Source organism: Nisaea sediminum (assembly GCF_014904705.1).
GTDB classification, from domain to species: Bacteria; Pseudomonadota; Alphaproteobacteria; order Thalassobaculales; family Thalassobaculaceae; genus Nisaea; species Nisaea sediminum.
Genome location: NZ_JACZCQ010000006.1, coordinates 176,525 through 191,267 on the forward strand (window position 1 = coordinate 176,525; position 14,743 = coordinate 191,267).

Genomic DNA, 14,743 nt, shown 5'->3' on the forward strand with positions numbered 1-14,743 from the left:
ATCATGGGTGCAACCTCGTTTTTTGAAGGAACAACCGCATCACTCCGCCGGCTCAAGCCGGAGCAACTGCCCGTCGTAGCTGTCGGTCAGGATGTAGAGCAACCCGTCGGGCCCCTGTTTCACCGCCCGGATTCGCTCGCCGAGATCCTCCAGCAACACCTCCTGGCCGGTCACCCGGTCGCCCTCCAGGGTCAGGCGGCGCAGATGCGAACCGGCCAGCGCCCCGACGAAGAGATCGCCGCGCCAGTTCGGGAACCTGTCGCCGTCATAGAAATCCATCCCGCTCGGTGCGATCGACGGCACCCAGTAGACCACCGGCTGCTCCATCCCCGGCGCGGCCGTCTCCTCCGATATCACCGCGCCGCTGTAGTCGATCCCGTAGGTGATGGCGGGCCAGCCGTAGTTCCGGCCGGGACGGAGGATATTCACCTCGTCGCCACCGCGCGGTCCGTGCTCGTGCGCCCAGATCACATCCGTTCCGGGGCGGAGCGCCATGCCCTGGACATTGCGATGCCCGTAGGAATAGATCTCCGGCCGCACGCCCGATTGCCCGACGAAGGGATTGTCCGCCGGCACCGAACCGTCGTCATTGAGCCGGACCACGGTGCCGATATGGTTTTCGGGGTTCTGCGCCTCGCGCATAAAACCGCCGCGGTCCCCCATGCTGACAAAAAGCGTCCCATCCGGTGCAAAGGCGAGACGGGAGCCGAAATGCCGGCCGCCGGATACCTTCGGCAGCTGGCGAAAAATAACCTTAAGTTCTGTAAGCGCATTTCCGGTCAACCGGGCCCGGGCCACTTCGGTCCCCGCACCCCCGGCACCGCGGGCCGCATAGGAGAGGTAGATCAGTCCGTTGGAGGCGAAATCCGGGTGCAGCGCAACGTCCAGCAGACCTCCCTGACCGGAGGCATAGGACTCTGGAACACCAGAGATCTGGCCCGCCCCGGCGCCCGAAGCCTCGAACAGACGAAGCCCGCCTTCGCGCTCCGTCACGAGAATTCGCCGGTCGGGAAGAAAGGCAAGCCCCCAAGGGTGCGCCAGACCGTCCGCAAGCTCGACCACCCGAAAGGCATGACGCTCGGAACGCTGCACGGGCAGGTCTGCCGCCGAAACACAACCTGGAGCAGAATTCAACATGACGACGGCGGCGCAGACCGCTTTCGGCAATGACTTCAAATACATGAATTTCTGCAACATATCCGTCCGTCCGCAAATTGCATACAATTGGTAAATGGCGCGCGGACAGCATTCGGCAAGTCAAAGCCCGGCTGAACACTATGTTAAGACAGATTAATTTTATGCGATTGGTTTTCAATTCGAATTTCAATCAAATATCCAGAATATTATTGTATTATTAACCCACCGCACCGCAGAATAGGGAAAAGGAATGCGGAAACTGATCGTGAAAACGCGATCATGGTAAAAAATCTGGGTGGGAACAGCGCTATGACCGATGCTGCGCAGACTTCAAGACTGGCATTTGCGGGATTGGACAAGAACACTCTTGCGGACATGAAGGCTATCTGGCCGGTTATCGAGGCCGGATTGCCGTCGGTGCTCGATGCATTCTACACCCATGTCTCCGCCGCGCCGGAAACCGCTGCGATCCTCGAAAAGGGTCCCGGCATCGACGCCCTCAAACGGGCCCAGACGGAGCATTGGCGGACCGTTTTCAATGACGGCTTCAGCGCAGAGCATCTGGAGCGCGCCATCAGGATCGGCAAGATCCACGCGAAGATAGGCCTGACCCCGCGCTGGTATATCGGCGCTTACACCTTCACTCAGCCGCTCCTCTTCAAGTTGATCGCAAAGAAATACAAGCGGACCGAAGATGCCCTCCGCTACTGCAACGCCGTCGCGAGGGCCGTCGCGATCGACATGGATCTTGCGCTGGAGGCCTACAGCAGCTCGGAAGAAACGGAAAAACTCAAGGACCAGATCCTCAACATGGCCGATACGCTGGAACGCGAAATCGACCAGACGGTGGAGGAGGTCACGCTGCAGGCGAACCGGGTCGCCGATCTGACCAACGGGCTTGCCGTCGCCGCCAACGAGATGGCTGCCCTGGTCAACGAAGTTCGGCAGGCGACGGACGTGACCGCGAACAACGTCAATTCGGTCGCCGCCGCGACAGAGGAACTCAGCGCGTCGAGCCAGGAGATCGCCTCCCAGGTATCCGAGTCCGCAGCCCTGACGCACCAGGCGACCGCATCCGCGGATGACGCCCGCAGCCAAGTCGCCGCGCTGGAAGAGGCAACGACCAATATCAGCTCGGTGGTCGATCTCATCAACTCGATCGCCGCGCAGACCAAGTTGCTGGCGCTGAACGCGACGATCGAGGCGGCACGCGCGGGCGAAGCCGGCAAGGGCTTCGCGGTCGTCGCATCCGAAGTGAAGTCCCTGGCGCAGCAGACCGAAAACGCCATTCAGGACGTCAGCCAGCACACCGCGAACGTGCAGACGGCGACCCGCTCCTCCGTCGACGCCATCACCGGAATTGCCACCAAGATCGGCGAGGTCAACGGGATCGCTTCCGGCGTCGCCACGGCAGTGGAAGAGCAACAGGCTGCCACCAGCGAAATCGGCCGCTCCTCGAACGAGGCCTCGGAAATGACCGCCCAGGTCGCCGACGCGATCGCGCGTGTCGCCGAGCATGCGGACCGCACCAGCAAGTCCGCGGGCGCGATCGAAACCTTGGCGAAGAATGTCAGCATCAATGTCGGTGACATGAAACGGCGCCTGTCGGTCGTGGTCCGGTCCAGCAATCAGGCGGACCGCCGGACCACAAACCGCGTCCCGACCGTCATCAATGCAACCTTCAAGTTCGGCGATATCGACCAGAAGGGTTTCATCGCCGACCTTTCTCCGCGCGGCGCGCTGCTGCTCTGCGACAAACAGGAAGAGGCGGTTCCCGGTACGGTTGGCCATATCGGCCTCGCCAGCGGCCTGAAGATCCCGGCACGGGTCGTGGCGGCGACCTCGCTCGGCATCCATGTCGGCCTCGAGAGAATGGACCAGACCGCCGCCGGTGCCGTCGCCTCCATGATCGAGCAGGCGATGAGCGAGAACGATACGTTCCGCGAGATCTGCGAGGTCGCGGCCCGCGAGGCGGCGGAGGCCATGAGCAACGCCATCAGCTCCAGGCGGATCTCGCTCGACGACTTGTTCGACACGCACTACGCCATCATGCACGGCACCAACCCGGTGCAGTATTCGACCAAGTTCGTCGACCTGACGGACGAGATCCTGACCCCGATCCAGGAGCGCCATAAAGCCAGGGACGAGCGGATCCGCTTCATCGCCGCGACCGACCGCAACGGCTATATCGGGACCCACAACAAGGTCTATGCGCAGCCCCAGCGCCCGAACGATCCTGTCTGGAACGCCGCCAATTGCCGGAACCGGCGGATCTTCGACGACCGCGCCGGGCTGCTGGCCGCCGGAAACAAGGAGCCCTTCCAGTTGCAGACCTATATCCGCGACATGGGCGGCGGGCAGAAGGTGCTGCTGAAGGAAATCGACTGCCCGATCACGCTGTCAGGCCAGCACTGGGGCAATATGCGCTGCGCCTTCGTGCCGTGATCGGTCGCGAAACCTATTTGGTGTGATAGCCGACATGGCAGTAGATCTGCCGGACGGTGCCCTGATGCTCAAGCTCCGTGAATGTCGGCGCCGATGACCATCGACCCCGCTCTTCAAGGCGAACGACGACCCCGTTGTCGCGGAGGAGTTCCCTGATCGTCGACGGCGCGACGGTCGTCACCCGTCCGCGACGCGGATTCCCGGCAATCGCGATCCCGACAAGCCGGCCCGAAGCATCGAGGGTCGGCCCGCCGCTGATCCCGCCGAGGCTGCCGTCTCCCGGGCCTTCGCGCCTTACTTCCGCCCATTCCAGAGCAAATCGCCCGACGCCCTGAATCGAGCGAGCCCGGATCCGGACACGGCCGAGCAGAGTCGAGACCACCCTCCCCTTTCCGACACCCGGAAAGCCGTAATGGTACCCCTCGTCGCCCACTTTGGGCAGGCTGCCGAGCGTGACGGCCGGCGGCCGGGTTTGTTCGGCACGGACCATCGCGATATCGGCATACGGATATTGCACCCGGTCAGGTTTGACCTTTTCCGACATGTGCCGCCCGTCGATGAAGGCTAGGAGATCGCATCCTTCAACGACATGCCGCGCCGTCAACCAGCGACCGTCGCCGACAGCGAAGGCCGTACCGGTGCTGCTCCGAGGCCGCTGCGTGTAGTCGATCCTGACGGCCCTATCCCAGTCCGACGGGGGCTGCAAAAGCCGCGCCGCGGATGGCGGAACGGCGGGCTTGGGCAGCGGCAGGGCGACGGAAGGCGCAGGTGGCACGCCCGGCGGCGGCGCGACCGGTGACGGTGCGACCGGCTCCGGATCCGGGCGGACCGGGGAAGGGGCGCGCGGCTCGGCTGTTTCCGGCTTCGGGCGGGCAACGGAAGGGGCGGGCGGTTCGGTGGTCGGCCGCTCCCGCGCCACCTCGGGCCGGGGCCGTTCCACGCCGGGAAGAGGCCGGCGCGGCGTCCTCTCCGCATCGCTCCCGCGAAAGTCGGGGCTAAGCAGAAATCCAAGGATGAGCGCCGCCGCCGCACCCAGCAAACCTAGCTTGTCGGGCGGCAGGAAGGGCTTCATTCCTTACCCCGCGATTGCAGCCGCATTCAGGGATGCGACCGACAGCTTCACTGAAACCAGAAGAACCGCCGGACCGATTTCACCCTGTTCGATCCGCTCCGAAAGGTTCTTCACCGCCAGATCGACGAGCCGGAACGCCAGGATCTGAATGATCAGCGTGACCGATCCCCAGATGACAATATCGAGAATGCTCACGCTTCCCGCGAGACAAAAGGCAAGCGGCAGGGCAAGCCCGACGATGGCCCCGGCGAGTGAGAGCGCGGCCGCCACATTGCCCTGCCGGATCAGCGCCATCTCGTCATGGGCCGTGATTCGCACGTAAATCATCGCCCCGACAAACAGCATGGCGACTGCGGCACCGAAATGCGCGGCGAAATAAGGAAATCCCGCCAGCAGACTGCTCAAAACGCCCGACATCACGCCATCCGCTCCATTCGATCACCCCCCTCGGCGCACCACCCTATCGGAATACGACGGAGAGGGCGGACCCACAAGAAAATTGGAGGAAACGGAAGACAACCGCGACGACTTGCCTCTATAATCAATCAAATTGAATCTTTTCCACCATGCGCCCTATCCTTAAAGCAAAACATGGGATATAATTTCATTACTTTTAGATTTCTGACAATTAACTTTCTGAATTGAAAGTGTTTTAGCCGATGGGCCGTTACCTGATCCTGGACGAGAGGGCCGAACGCGAAGCGCGTGTCATGCACCGCTACCGTACGGAGATCGCGTCCTATTGGGCAAAATGGCATCTCGGCGTCGCGCTGATCTCGTCCCTCGGCATGATCTTCATGACCGGCCTGATGGTTGCGCTCTGGAATGCGGCGATTCTCGGCATCGGGCCGACGATCAACGACTGGGGCGACTTTTCCTTCGTGCTGGATCTCCGGCTGTTCAACTGGCGGGTCGATCCGGATTACTACGACCGTCTGGTGACCTATCCGCTGACCCCTGTCACCCTGGACCACATGCCGTGGGCGCATCTCTTCGGCTTCATCACCTTCGGCACCTGCCTGATCACGGCGATGATGAGCATCCTGCATTTCGAGCCGATCATCAGCCACGACCCGAACCGCTATATCCGGATCGAGCCGGTGCGGCTCTCGCCGGCGATCGAGGTCTATTTCGAGAGCGACCGGGGCCGCGACCAGAAATGCGTCATCGACGTGATGTTCACGGCGCCCGGCCCCGCCAGCGCCCAGGTCATCCGCGAAAAATGCAAGGCGATCTCGCTGCATTGCCAGACCGAGCTGCAGCGCCTCGTCGACAATGCCGTCTGGCAGATCAAGGTGCCGCAGCTGCGCCGCAAGCTCGCCCAGATCGCCGTCGAATATGTCCCTCGGGACGCCATCCACGATCTGCAGATCCGCTCGATCAAGATGCATGACGTCATCCGTCCGATGACGATGCAGGTCCCGGTCTCCGAACTGCCGGCCGACGTCGTCCCGGTGCCCGTCGCGGGCACTGAGATTCCGGAAACCGAGCCGGCCTAGAACAGAGCCGTCAGGTCGCTCGCACCGACCCAGAGCAGGCGCGCCGCCAGCAGGGTGAGCACGGTCTTGAAACCGATCGCGAAAACCCGCTCCGGCAGTCTCTCCAGAACTTTCTTTCCGGTCGCGGTGCCGAGGAAGCCCGTCGCGATCATCGCGGCGATCAGGGGCACCCATTCCGTGAAGGCGAACCCGAGGATCCCGAAGGCGACGATCTTCACCCCGTGCTGCATGGTCATGCAGGCGCTGTGGGTCGCGACGGTCGTCATCTTGCCGTAGCGGTCCGGCGGCAGGAAGGCGGCCAGCAGCGGCCCGGTGGCGCCGACGAACATGGTGGCGAAGGTGGTCGCCAGACCGACGGCGGCAAAGCCCGGCGCCGGAACCTTGTGCTTGCCGAGCTTCGGTCCCCAGACCGTGTAGAGGATGAACAGCGCCAGCACCGCCTGCAATGCCGCCTGCGGGACTGCGATGACCAGTTGCGCCGCGATCGCCGCACCGACGACGGCGCCGAGCACGAAGAACCCGAACAGGCGACGCTCCAGATGTTGGCGCATCAGATAGGCGCGGCCGGCATTGGAGCCAAGCTGCACCACCCCATGCACCGGAATGACCGCGAGCGGCGGCAATACGGAGCCGATGGCGACCAGCATCATGACCCCGCCCCCCAGCCCGAAGGCGACGGTGACGGCGGAGGTCACGTAACTGAAAAGAATGAGCGCGACAGCGCCCCAGAGCGGTACGGCTTCGGGTAACAGGACTTCGAGCACGGTCGGTTTTCCAGAATGGGTCTTGCCAGTTGCGGCGGCAGCTTAGCCGATCCTGCGCGCCCCGCCACCATGTCGATGAGGTGACTTGTGCCTTGGCCCGCGCCATATAGATTGGAGATCCAAATGCGGCCATATTGGTGCCGCACTCTACCGGACCGCGGGTGGCTCCGTGCGTGCGGCACCGAATGGAGGCAATGGTGAAGAAACTGGTTCTCGCGATCCTGGCGCTGGTGGTCGTGCTCGGCGTCGTCGTTCTCGTCGGGCCGAGTTTCGTCGACTGGAACAGCTACAAGGCCGAGATCACCAAGGCGGTCGAGGACCAGACCGGCCGCAAGCTCGAAATCGACGGCGACATCGGCTTCCAGGTCCTTCCGGCGCCGCGCCTCTCGGTGGAGAAGCTGCGCCTCGCCAATGCCGAGGGCGGAACCGGCGACACCTTCGTCTCGGTCGGCGCGCTGCAGATCCATGTCGCCCTGGCGCCGCTGCTGAGCGGCAAGATCAAGGTTGCCTCCGTCACCCTGAAGGATCCGGTCATCCGGCTCGAGCAGTTCGCCGACGGCGGCAACAACTGGACGTTCGCGACCGGGACGGAAACGGCGTCCCAGGCGGATGCGGGAACGGCACGTGCCGGCGGCAGCGCTCTCGATTTCACCCTCGACGGTGCCGAAATCGTCAACGGGCAGGTGAGCTTTCTCGATCATGCGAGCGGCAAGGAGCATATCGTCACCGGGCTCGACGCGACGCTCAGCGCGGATAGCCTGGACGGTCCCTTCAAGCTGACGGCCGGCCTCGCCTATCAGGGCCTTCCTCTCTCAATATCCGCCGCCACCGGCCGCATCGATGCCGGGCGGGCGACGGTACTGGAAACCGTGCTCTCCATCGGCGGGAAGGCCGCGGAGGCCTCCTTCGGCGGCACAATCGTGCTCGGTGACAAACCCCGCCTCGCCGGCACGGTATCGGCGTCCGGCGGCGATCTGGCGGGCGCGGTCGACGCGCTCGCGCCGCTCGGTGTTGCCAAGGGTTCGGTTCCCCCGGCCCTCAAGGGACCGTTCAAGCTCGCCGCGAAACTGGAGGGCGATCAGACGCAGATTGCCGCCAGCGACCTGACCCTCTCGGCCGCGGGCCTCACCGCCAAAGGCAAGATCACGGCCGAGCTGGGCGCCCCGCTCGCCGTCGACGCGACGCTCGCGCTTGACCGCTTCTCCCTCGACCAGTTGATCGCCTCGTTCGGAGATGCAACAGCACCGTCTCCCGCTCCGGGGGCGCCCGCGGCACCGGCCGCCGCCGCGACTCCGTTCGCCCTTCCGGAGGGGATCGAAGCCGCCCTGACGCTGTCCGCCGACGCCATGGATTTCCGCGACGGCGTGGTCCGCCAGCCGAGATTGGAAGTCGCTTTGGCGAGCCGGGTCCTCGTGCTGAAAGTGCTGAGCGCGCAGATGCCCGGCGGCTCGGATCTGACGGTATCCGGCACACTCGAAAGCGTCGGCGGAAAGCCGCAATTCGCCGGTCGGGCGGATTTCGTCTCCGACAATCTGCGCGGCGCCCTGACGTGGCTCGGCGCGGAGCTCGACGCCGTCGCCCCCGACCGGCTGCGCAAGGGCAGTCTCGGCGCCGACATCGCCGCGACGCCGGAACAGGTCCAGCTCACCAACTGGATCATGGATCTCGACACCACCCAGATCCGCGGCGGCCTGACCCTGCTGCTGCGCGAGCGACCGGCTTTCGGCCTCGCGCTCAATCTCGGCAAGCTCAATCTCGACGCCTATCTGCCGCCCGAGACCTCCGGGAACGGCTCCGCGGCGGACGGCAGCGCCAAGCCGGCCTCCGCCGGCCCCACCCCGATGCAGCAGGTCGCCGTCGCCCTCAATACCTTCGATGCCAATATCGTGGTCAATTTCGACGAGCTTCTGGTCCGCCAGACCGCGATCCTCAACGGCAAGATCGACGCGACGATCCAGAACGGCGCGCTCAATCTGCGCAAGCTGTCGATCGCCGATCTTGGCGGCGCGCGGGTCAATCTGAGCGGCTCGCTCGCGGGGTCGGTCGCCGATCCCAATACCAGGCTCGACTTCGAGATCGACGCGAAATCCGCCGCCCGCCTCGCGCGGCTCGGTGGCATCGAGCCAAACGAAACCATCCAGCGCGTCGGCGCGGTGAAGCTGGCCGGGAGCATTCTCGGCGATTTCTCCGCCCTGACTGTCGACGCCACGGCAAATGCCATCGGCGGAAGCGCCTCGGTGAAGGGCATCCTCCAGCCGCTGGCCCGGCCGCTCGGCCTCGATCTCGCTCTGAAATTGCAGCATCCGGACGTGAAACGGATGGCGGAGACACTGTCGCCGGGCGCCTTGCCCGCGGACATGTCGCTCGGATCCCTCGCACTCGCCGCCACCCTGGTCAGCGCCCAGAGCGGCGCCCTCGCTGTCGACGCGACAATGGACCTCGACGGCGGGCAACTCGGCGTGAAAGGAACCGTGGACACCAGCGGCGCCATGCCGAAACTTGCGCTCGATACCCGCTATACCCATCCCGACGTGGTCGCCCTGATCCGGAGCTTCGCCCCCGGATACACGCCGGAGAAAAGGGATCTCGGCCCGGTCAAAGTGGAAACCCGGCTCGAAGGAACCACCGAGAACCTCGCCATCAACGGCCTGAAGCTCGGCGCCGGCCCGCTGTCCCTCACCGGCAACGCGACCCTGGCGCTGAAGGAACCTCGCCCGAAACTGACGCTTGCTGCCGAAACCGGTGCCGTCGCCATCGATCCCTGGCTGCCGAAGGGGGCCGCGCGTCCGAGCGGCGGCGTCGCTCCGGCCGTCCCGGTGAAGAGCGGCGCCCGCGCCTGGTCCCGCGAGACGATCGACACCTCCGGCCTGCTGGCCGCGGATGCGGATGTCTCGCTGAAGGCGAAGCAGGTCCAGTACGGCGCCTATCTATTCGACAATCTCGATCTCGCCGCGACGCTGGAGAATGGTGCCCTCACCGTCTCGCGCCTGACCTCCGGCCTCTTTGGCGGCACCGTGGACGGAACCGCGAACCTCCGCCATGCAGCCACGCCGTCGGCGGAGATGACGCTCAAGATCAAGAACGCGGACGTCCGGCAAGCGGCGATGTCGGCCGCCGACGTCGCGCAGGTCACCGGTACGCTCGACTATGAGACGGCGCTGCAGACCAGCGGCCGCAGCGAGTTCGCGCTCGTCTCGGGCCTGCAGGGCTCCGGCAACATGGCGGTCCGCAACGGTACCGTAGAAGGCTTCGACCTGCCCGCCGTCAGCGAACAACTGAAGCAGCTCGACCGCTCCGTCGATTTCCTCGTCCTGGCGCAAAAAGCCATGAGCGGCGGCACAACACCGTTCGAGAGCCTGACCGCCAGCTACAGGATCACCGACGGCGTGCTGCGTTCCGAGGATATCGCCCTGAAATCCAGGGCCGCCGAGGGCCGCGGCACGGCAGTCGTCAACCTCCCGCCACAGGAAATGGACGTGAACACCCAGTTCTGGCTGAGCGAACACCCGAACTCGCCGCCGATCGGCCTGCGCGTGGTCGGGCCGCTCAACAATCCACGCCAGATACTCGACGCCAACAAGCTGCAGGCCTTCGTGCTGCAGCGGGTGATCGAGCGCGGGATCCTACGTCAGTTTAACAAGGGTGGAAGCGGCACCCAGCAGCAGGGATCGGGAACCGCAACCGAACAGCCCTCGGCGGCACCCTCCCAGCCGGTGGAGAAGCTGACCCCCGAGAAAGCCTTGCAGGGCGTGCTGAAGGGCCTACTCGGGAATTGAGCCGGGACCGCCGCGCTGCAGTTCGGTGAGCACGAAGACGCGGAGCGCACTCGAAAGGTTGCCGCTTCGGGTGGAATCGACCTCGGAGACGAGTGCGTTGATCGAGAGTTCCCGCCGCCGCGCGATCTCCTTCAATGCCTCCCAGAAGGCTTCCTCGAGCGAGATCGAGGTCTGGTGCCCGGAGACCGTGACCGTGCGTTTGCGAAGTCGGGTCGGGTCGCCGTCACTCATCGCCCCGTCCGCTCGAAGGTAGCGACGAGTTCGACATGCGGAGTCCAGAGGAACTGATCGATCGGCGTGACCCCGGTAACGTTATAGCCGCCATCGGCCAGCGCCCGCGCATCGCGGGCGAAGGTCGCGGGATTGCAGGAGACATAGACCACGCGCGGCACTGCGGATGCGGCAAGGGCCACGCACTGTTCGCGTGCGCCGGCGCGCGGCGGATCGAGAACCACGGCCTCGAAGCGTTCCAGCTCCTTGCCCGCGAACGGGCGCTGCGTCAGGTCCCGGCGTTCGGTCCGGAGGCGCGTGCCGAGCCCCGCCGCGTCGGCCCCGGAACGGATCGCCGCCAGCAGACTGTCGTCGCCTTCAACCGCGACGCGCTCTGCCGCGTCCTCGAGCGACAGGCATAGCGTGCCGCAGCCGGCATAGAGGTCCAGCACCGTGCGGGCCTCCCCGACACCCTCGCGGACGCAATTCTGGATTGCCGCCTCGCCGTCCCGCGTCGCCTGCAGAAAAGCGCCGGGCGGAGGCGTTACGGGCGTGCCCCCGAAGCGGATTTCCGGCCGCCGGCGTTCCGCCAGCGGCACCGCGTCGGTCAGGGTTTCGTCGCCGGCAAGATAGGAAATCCGGGCGAGGTCGCGGGTTTCGGCGAAGGCGGCCAGGCTCTCGCGGAAACCGAGGCCCGGATGGGCCGGCAGCCGGAGCAGCAGGTCGAGCCCGTTATCGAGCGCATTGACGACGCAATCGACGCCCTCGCCCGGTTTCAGGACCGGCTCGAACAGGGAGCGGAGAGGCTGCAGGAGCGCGAAGATCTCCGGCAGCAGGACCGGACATTCGGAAAGCTCGACGATCCTGTTGCTGGCCCGCTCGTGGAAGCCGGCGATCAGTTTCGCCCCGATCCGACGCAGCACGAAATCCGCGCGCCGCCGGGTTCTCGGTGCGGCCGGATGCAGCTCCGCCACCGGAACATCTCCGAGCCCGACCCGGCGCAGATGCTGGACCACCTGATCCCGCTTCCAGCCGCGATAGGCCGCGTCCGAGAGATGCTGCACGGCGCATCCGCCGCAGGCCATGAAATGGGCGCAGGCGGGATCGATCCGCTCCGGTGACGGCTGGACCAGTTCGATCAGTTCGCAAGCGACGCCCTCGCCCCGGTCAGCGACCGGCCGCACCCGGACCCGTTCTCCCGGCAGCGCGAAGGGCACGAACACGGGCCGCGTCTCCTCGGCATATCCGACCTTGATCTCGGCCTCGGCAAGCCCGTCGCCGCGTCCGCCGAGACGCTCGATCTCGAGCTCCAGAACCGTGCTGTTTGCGGCGAAACGTCGCCGCTGCCCGTCGCGTCCCCGCTTGCTTCTCTGCCGTCCGCGGCCCATAAAGCACCCATCCTTTTCACGCGTGCGCTGCCCGGTCCCTTGTCGGCGGGCGCGCCGCAATGGTGATGACATGGCACGAGCCGATCTGACAACTGCCGAACTGAGGAGCGCGCCCGCCCCGGCCCACCGCCGGCGGCGCTTCCTTGCGGCATGGATCGGGCTTTTCGCTTTCGTCCTGCAGTTCGGCTTTTCGTTCGGCACCGCGGCCAGCCTCGGAAAACCGCTTCCGGGAAGCCTCGCCGCCGACCTTGCGGCGCTTTGCCTCGACGCCACGGACGGCACCGGCGGCGGAACGGAGACGGCCTCGCATCCCTGCGACCATTGCCGGCTCTGCGGCGGCTCTTTCACCTACCTGCCCGAGGCCGAGCAGTCTCCGGAACCGCTTCGCGTTCTTCGGAGCTTCTCCGCCGAGCTGCCGCGATCGGCACCCGCCCGGCGGACCGTATCGTCCGAATTCCCGCGCGCACCACCCCTCTGACGCTCCAGTTCACACAAGCCCGATACCCGCGCGGCCCCGCCGCGCCGCAGAATTGAAAGCCAGAGCAATGAATCTTTCCGTGAATAACATCGCGCGCTTCGCCGCGCTCGTCCTTCTCACCCTGCCGCTGTTCGGCGGCCTCTCGCCCGTCTGCGCCCATGAGTTCAAGGCCGGCGACATCATGATCGACCATCCCTGGGCACGCGCGACCCCGGGCCGGGCGAAGAACGGCGCCGCCTTCATGAAGCTGATGAACATGGGCGGCACGCCGGACCGGCTGATGGACGCCAAAGGCGACGTCGCCGACCGCGTCGAGCTGCACACGCACATCCATGAGAACGGCGTCATGAAGATGCGCCCGAGCGGCCCGATCGAGGTGCCGGCGAACGGCCATGTCATGCTCGAGCCGGGCAGCTATCACGTCATGATGATCGGCCTCAAGGCGCCGCTGGTCGAGGGCGAGAGTTTTCCGGTGACGCTGGTATTCGAGAAAGCCGGCGAGGTCACGGTCGAGATCACGGTCGAGTCCGTCGGCGCCGGCGCGGGCACCGGCATGAAGATGAACCATGGCGCCGGCCATGGCATGAAGAAGAACTAGGCAGATCGAGAGGGGGCGGGTGCCGTCAGGCGGGATCTTCCAGCTTGACCGTGCCCGGCCGGGTCACGATCCAGGCCGCGACCAGCGTCAGCAACGCGCTGGTCGCCGCCGCCATTCGCCAGTCCTCGAGCACGACACCCCACAGAAGACCGAGCGTGACCGCGATCATGGTCACCGCGGCGATCTTGGCGCGCGGCGGAATCACGCCGTATTCGTGCCATTCGCGCAGGCCCTGCCCGAAACGGGGATGGTTGTAGAGCCAGAGATGGAAGCGCTCCGAAGAGCGGGAAAAGGCCCAGAGCGCGATCAGCAGAAAGAGAGTTCCCGGCAGGCCCGGAAGGATGATTCCGGCAATGCCGACCGCCGTGCAGACCACGCCGACGGCGAGCAGCACGTAGCGGAACGGTCCGCAGATGGTTTTAGGCTCTCGGCTCACACGACTCTCCAGATTGCCGAACCATCGTGCCGGCAAGCCGTTAAGATATAGTAAGAGCCAAGGCTCCGGCTAGAGGCGGCGGGCGAACCAGATCACACGGCCGACGATGTTCACCTCTTCCAGGGTCCGCTCGTAATTCTGATAGCGCGGGCTCTCGGAGCGGATCAGCAAACGCGGAGGCTCGCTGTTGGGAATAAGCTCGAGCTGCTTGGCGACCAGTCCGATCCCGTCATGCAGCACGAAAATCCCTGGCGGCGAGGGGGCGGTCCGGCTGAGATCGATCATCACCTTGTCGCCGGATTGCAGCACCGGCTCCATGGAATCGCCGTCGATCGAGATGATCCTGAGATCGCGCGGCGCGGCGCGCAGCTCGTAGCGCAGCCAGCCGGAATCAAAATACCAGTCGGTCCCGCCGGGCTCCTGTTCCAGGTGAGCGCCCCCGCCGGCCGAGGCCGATATCCGGACTTCCGGCACGGCGATCACGCCCGCGCCGCCTCTCTGGTCGGCCAAGGGCGAAGGGGTGAACCGGTTCGGCCGCGACACCGCCGGAAGCGCGTCGCGATCGGCCCTCAGCACGGATTCGTCCACCCCGAGATGGCGGGCCAGCGCATAGCGCACGTCTTCCGGCAGTTTGCGCGGCGTGCCGCGATTGATGAACTGATGCAGATAGGCGTGGTTCTTGCCGCAGGCCAGCGAGGCTTTCTTGAGATCCGTCGGCGGGTCGCGGTGCGCCACCAGCTCGAGGATGCGCTTGCGCTGGGTATCGAGTTTCATGACAGGAGCCTAGGCTTACTCAATCGGAAGTTCAAGAGTTTTTTTCCTATTGCAGACGGAATGCATATGGCATACAACAACCTACGCGTCAGTGAAGTGGGTATTTTTAACCGGGAAAATCCGATCCCGTGACGCAAGAACGTATTTGGCGCGGAACCAATCCACT

13 protein-coding genes are annotated in these 14,743 nt (G+C 65.2%); 5 read left to right on the forward strand and 8 right to left on the reverse strand.

Features of this window, described 5'->3' with window-relative positions:
• Positions 1-39 precede the first annotated feature (39 nt).
• The gene (locus IG122_RS12825; RefSeq protein ID WP_319024876.1) at positions 40-1,092 is read right to left on the reverse strand and encodes a PQQ-dependent sugar dehydrogenase; all 1,053 of its coding nucleotides are present in this window, start codon (positions 1,090-1,092) and stop codon (positions 40-42) included.
• A 354-nt stretch (positions 1,093-1,446) separates the two neighbouring features.
• Between IG122_RS12825 and IG122_RS12830 the strand changes: the two genes are divergently transcribed.
• Positions 1,447-3,582, forward strand: a complete 2,136-nt coding sequence (locus tag IG122_RS12830) for a methyl-accepting chemotaxis protein (RefSeq protein WP_193184103.1) — start codon at positions 1,447-1,449, stop codon at positions 3,580-3,582.
• Positions 3,583-3,595: 13 nt separating this feature from the next.
• On the opposite strand, the gene IG122_RS12835 is transcribed toward IG122_RS12830, so the two are convergent.
• Together IG122_RS12835 and IG122_RS12840 are read right to left on the reverse strand one after the other, a co-directional pair.
• Positions 3,596-4,654, reverse strand: a complete 1,059-nt coding sequence (locus tag IG122_RS12835) for a S1 family peptidase (protein ID WP_193184104.1) — start codon at positions 4,652-4,654, stop codon at positions 3,596-3,598.
• Positions 4,655-4,657: 3 nt separating this feature from the next.
• Positions 4,658-5,071, reverse strand: coding sequence for a DUF350 domain-containing protein (locus IG122_RS12840; RefSeq protein ID WP_193184106.1), 414 nt, complete (start codon positions 5,069-5,071; stop codon positions 4,658-4,660).
• 242 nt (positions 5,072-5,313) lie between these two features.
• On the opposite strand from IG122_RS12840, the gene IG122_RS12845 reads away from it, so the two are divergent.
• Positions 5,314-6,153: a hypothetical protein gene (locus IG122_RS12845; RefSeq protein WP_193184108.1), complete on the forward strand. Its 840-nt coding sequence runs from the start codon at positions 5,314-5,316 to the stop codon at positions 6,151-6,153.
• On the opposite strand, the gene IG122_RS12850 is transcribed toward IG122_RS12845, so the two are convergent.
• Positions 6,150-6,917, reverse strand: coding sequence for a sulfite exporter TauE/SafE family protein (locus IG122_RS12850; RefSeq protein WP_319024877.1), 768 nt, complete (start codon positions 6,915-6,917; stop codon positions 6,150-6,152). The genes IG122_RS12845 and IG122_RS12850 overlap by 4 nt on opposite strands.
• 197 nt (positions 6,918-7,114) lie before the next feature.
• Here IG122_RS12850 and IG122_RS12855 point away from each other — a divergent pair, with 197 nt between their 5' ends.
• On the forward strand, positions 7,115-10,693 hold the full coding sequence (locus IG122_RS12855) for an AsmA family protein (protein ID WP_319024878.1): 3,579 nt from the start codon (positions 7,115-7,117) through the stop codon (positions 10,691-10,693).
• Here the strand turns inward: IG122_RS12855 and IG122_RS12860 are convergent.
• Positions 10,679-10,924: a ribbon-helix-helix domain-containing protein gene (locus IG122_RS12860; protein ID WP_193184112.1), complete on the reverse strand. Its 246-nt coding sequence runs from the start codon at positions 10,922-10,924 to the stop codon at positions 10,679-10,681. The two genes, IG122_RS12855 and IG122_RS12860, sit on opposite strands and share 15 nt — an antisense overlap.
• On the reverse strand, positions 10,921-12,291 hold the full coding sequence (locus IG122_RS12865; RefSeq protein WP_193184114.1) for a class I SAM-dependent RNA methyltransferase: 1,371 nt from the start codon (positions 12,289-12,291) through the stop codon (positions 10,921-10,923). The genes IG122_RS12860 and IG122_RS12865 overlap by 4 nt, the downstream gene beginning before the upstream one ends.
• A 70-nt stretch (positions 12,292-12,361) precedes the next feature.
• Between IG122_RS12865 and IG122_RS12870 the strand changes: the two genes are divergently transcribed.
• Complete coding sequence (locus IG122_RS12870) at positions 12,362-12,769, forward strand: DUF2946 family protein (protein WP_193184116.1); 408 nt, start codon at positions 12,362-12,364, stop codon at positions 12,767-12,769.
• Positions 12,770-12,848: 79 nt separating this feature from the next.
• Entirely contained in the window at positions 12,849-13,367 is a 519-nt protein-coding gene (locus IG122_RS12875; RefSeq protein ID WP_319024879.1) for a copper chaperone PCu(A)C, read from the forward strand.
• A gap of 25 nt (positions 13,368-13,392) precedes the next feature.
• Here the strand turns inward: IG122_RS12875 and IG122_RS12880 are convergent, their stop codons facing one another.
• Positions 13,393-13,803, reverse strand: coding sequence for a YbaN family protein (locus tag IG122_RS12880; RefSeq protein WP_193184120.1), 411 nt, complete (start codon positions 13,801-13,803; stop codon positions 13,393-13,395).
• A gap of 69 nt (positions 13,804-13,872) precedes the next feature.
• Positions 13,873-14,577, reverse strand: coding sequence for a S24 family peptidase (locus IG122_RS12885; protein WP_193184122.1), 705 nt, complete (start codon positions 14,575-14,577; stop codon positions 13,873-13,875).
• Positions 14,578-14,743: the final 166 nt, after the last annotated feature.

Bases quoted from the DNA above. Each gene is read 5' to 3' on its own strand.
- IG122_RS12860 (WP_193184112.1), bottom strand. From the start codon at position 10,924: ATGAGTGACGGCGACCCGACCCGACTTCGCAAACGCACGGTCACGGTC.
- IG122_RS12870 (WP_193184116.1), top strand. From the start codon at position 12,362: ATGGCACGAGCCGATCTGACAACTGCCGAACTGAGGAGCGCGCCCGCC.
- IG122_RS12830 (WP_193184103.1), top strand. From the start codon at position 1,447: ATGACCGATGCTGCGCAGACTTCAAGACTGGCATTTGCGGGATTGGAC.
- IG122_RS12835 (WP_193184104.1), bottom strand. From the start codon at position 4,654: ATGAAGCCCTTCCTGCCGCCCGACAAGCTAGGTTTGCTGGGTGCGGCG.
- IG122_RS12840 (WP_193184106.1), bottom strand. From the start codon at position 5,071: ATGTCGGGCGTTTTGAGCAGTCTGCTGGCGGGATTTCCTTATTTCGCC.
- IG122_RS12865 (WP_193184114.1), bottom strand. From the start codon at position 12,291: ATGGGCCGCGGACGGCAGAGAAGCAAGCGGGGACGCGACGGGCAGCGG.
- IG122_RS12885 (WP_193184122.1), bottom strand. From the start codon at position 14,577: ATGAAACTCGATACCCAGCGCAAGCGCATCCTCGAGCTGGTGGCGCAC.
- IG122_RS12845 (WP_193184108.1), top strand. From the start codon at position 5,314: ATGGGCCGTTACCTGATCCTGGACGAGAGGGCCGAACGCGAAGCGCGT.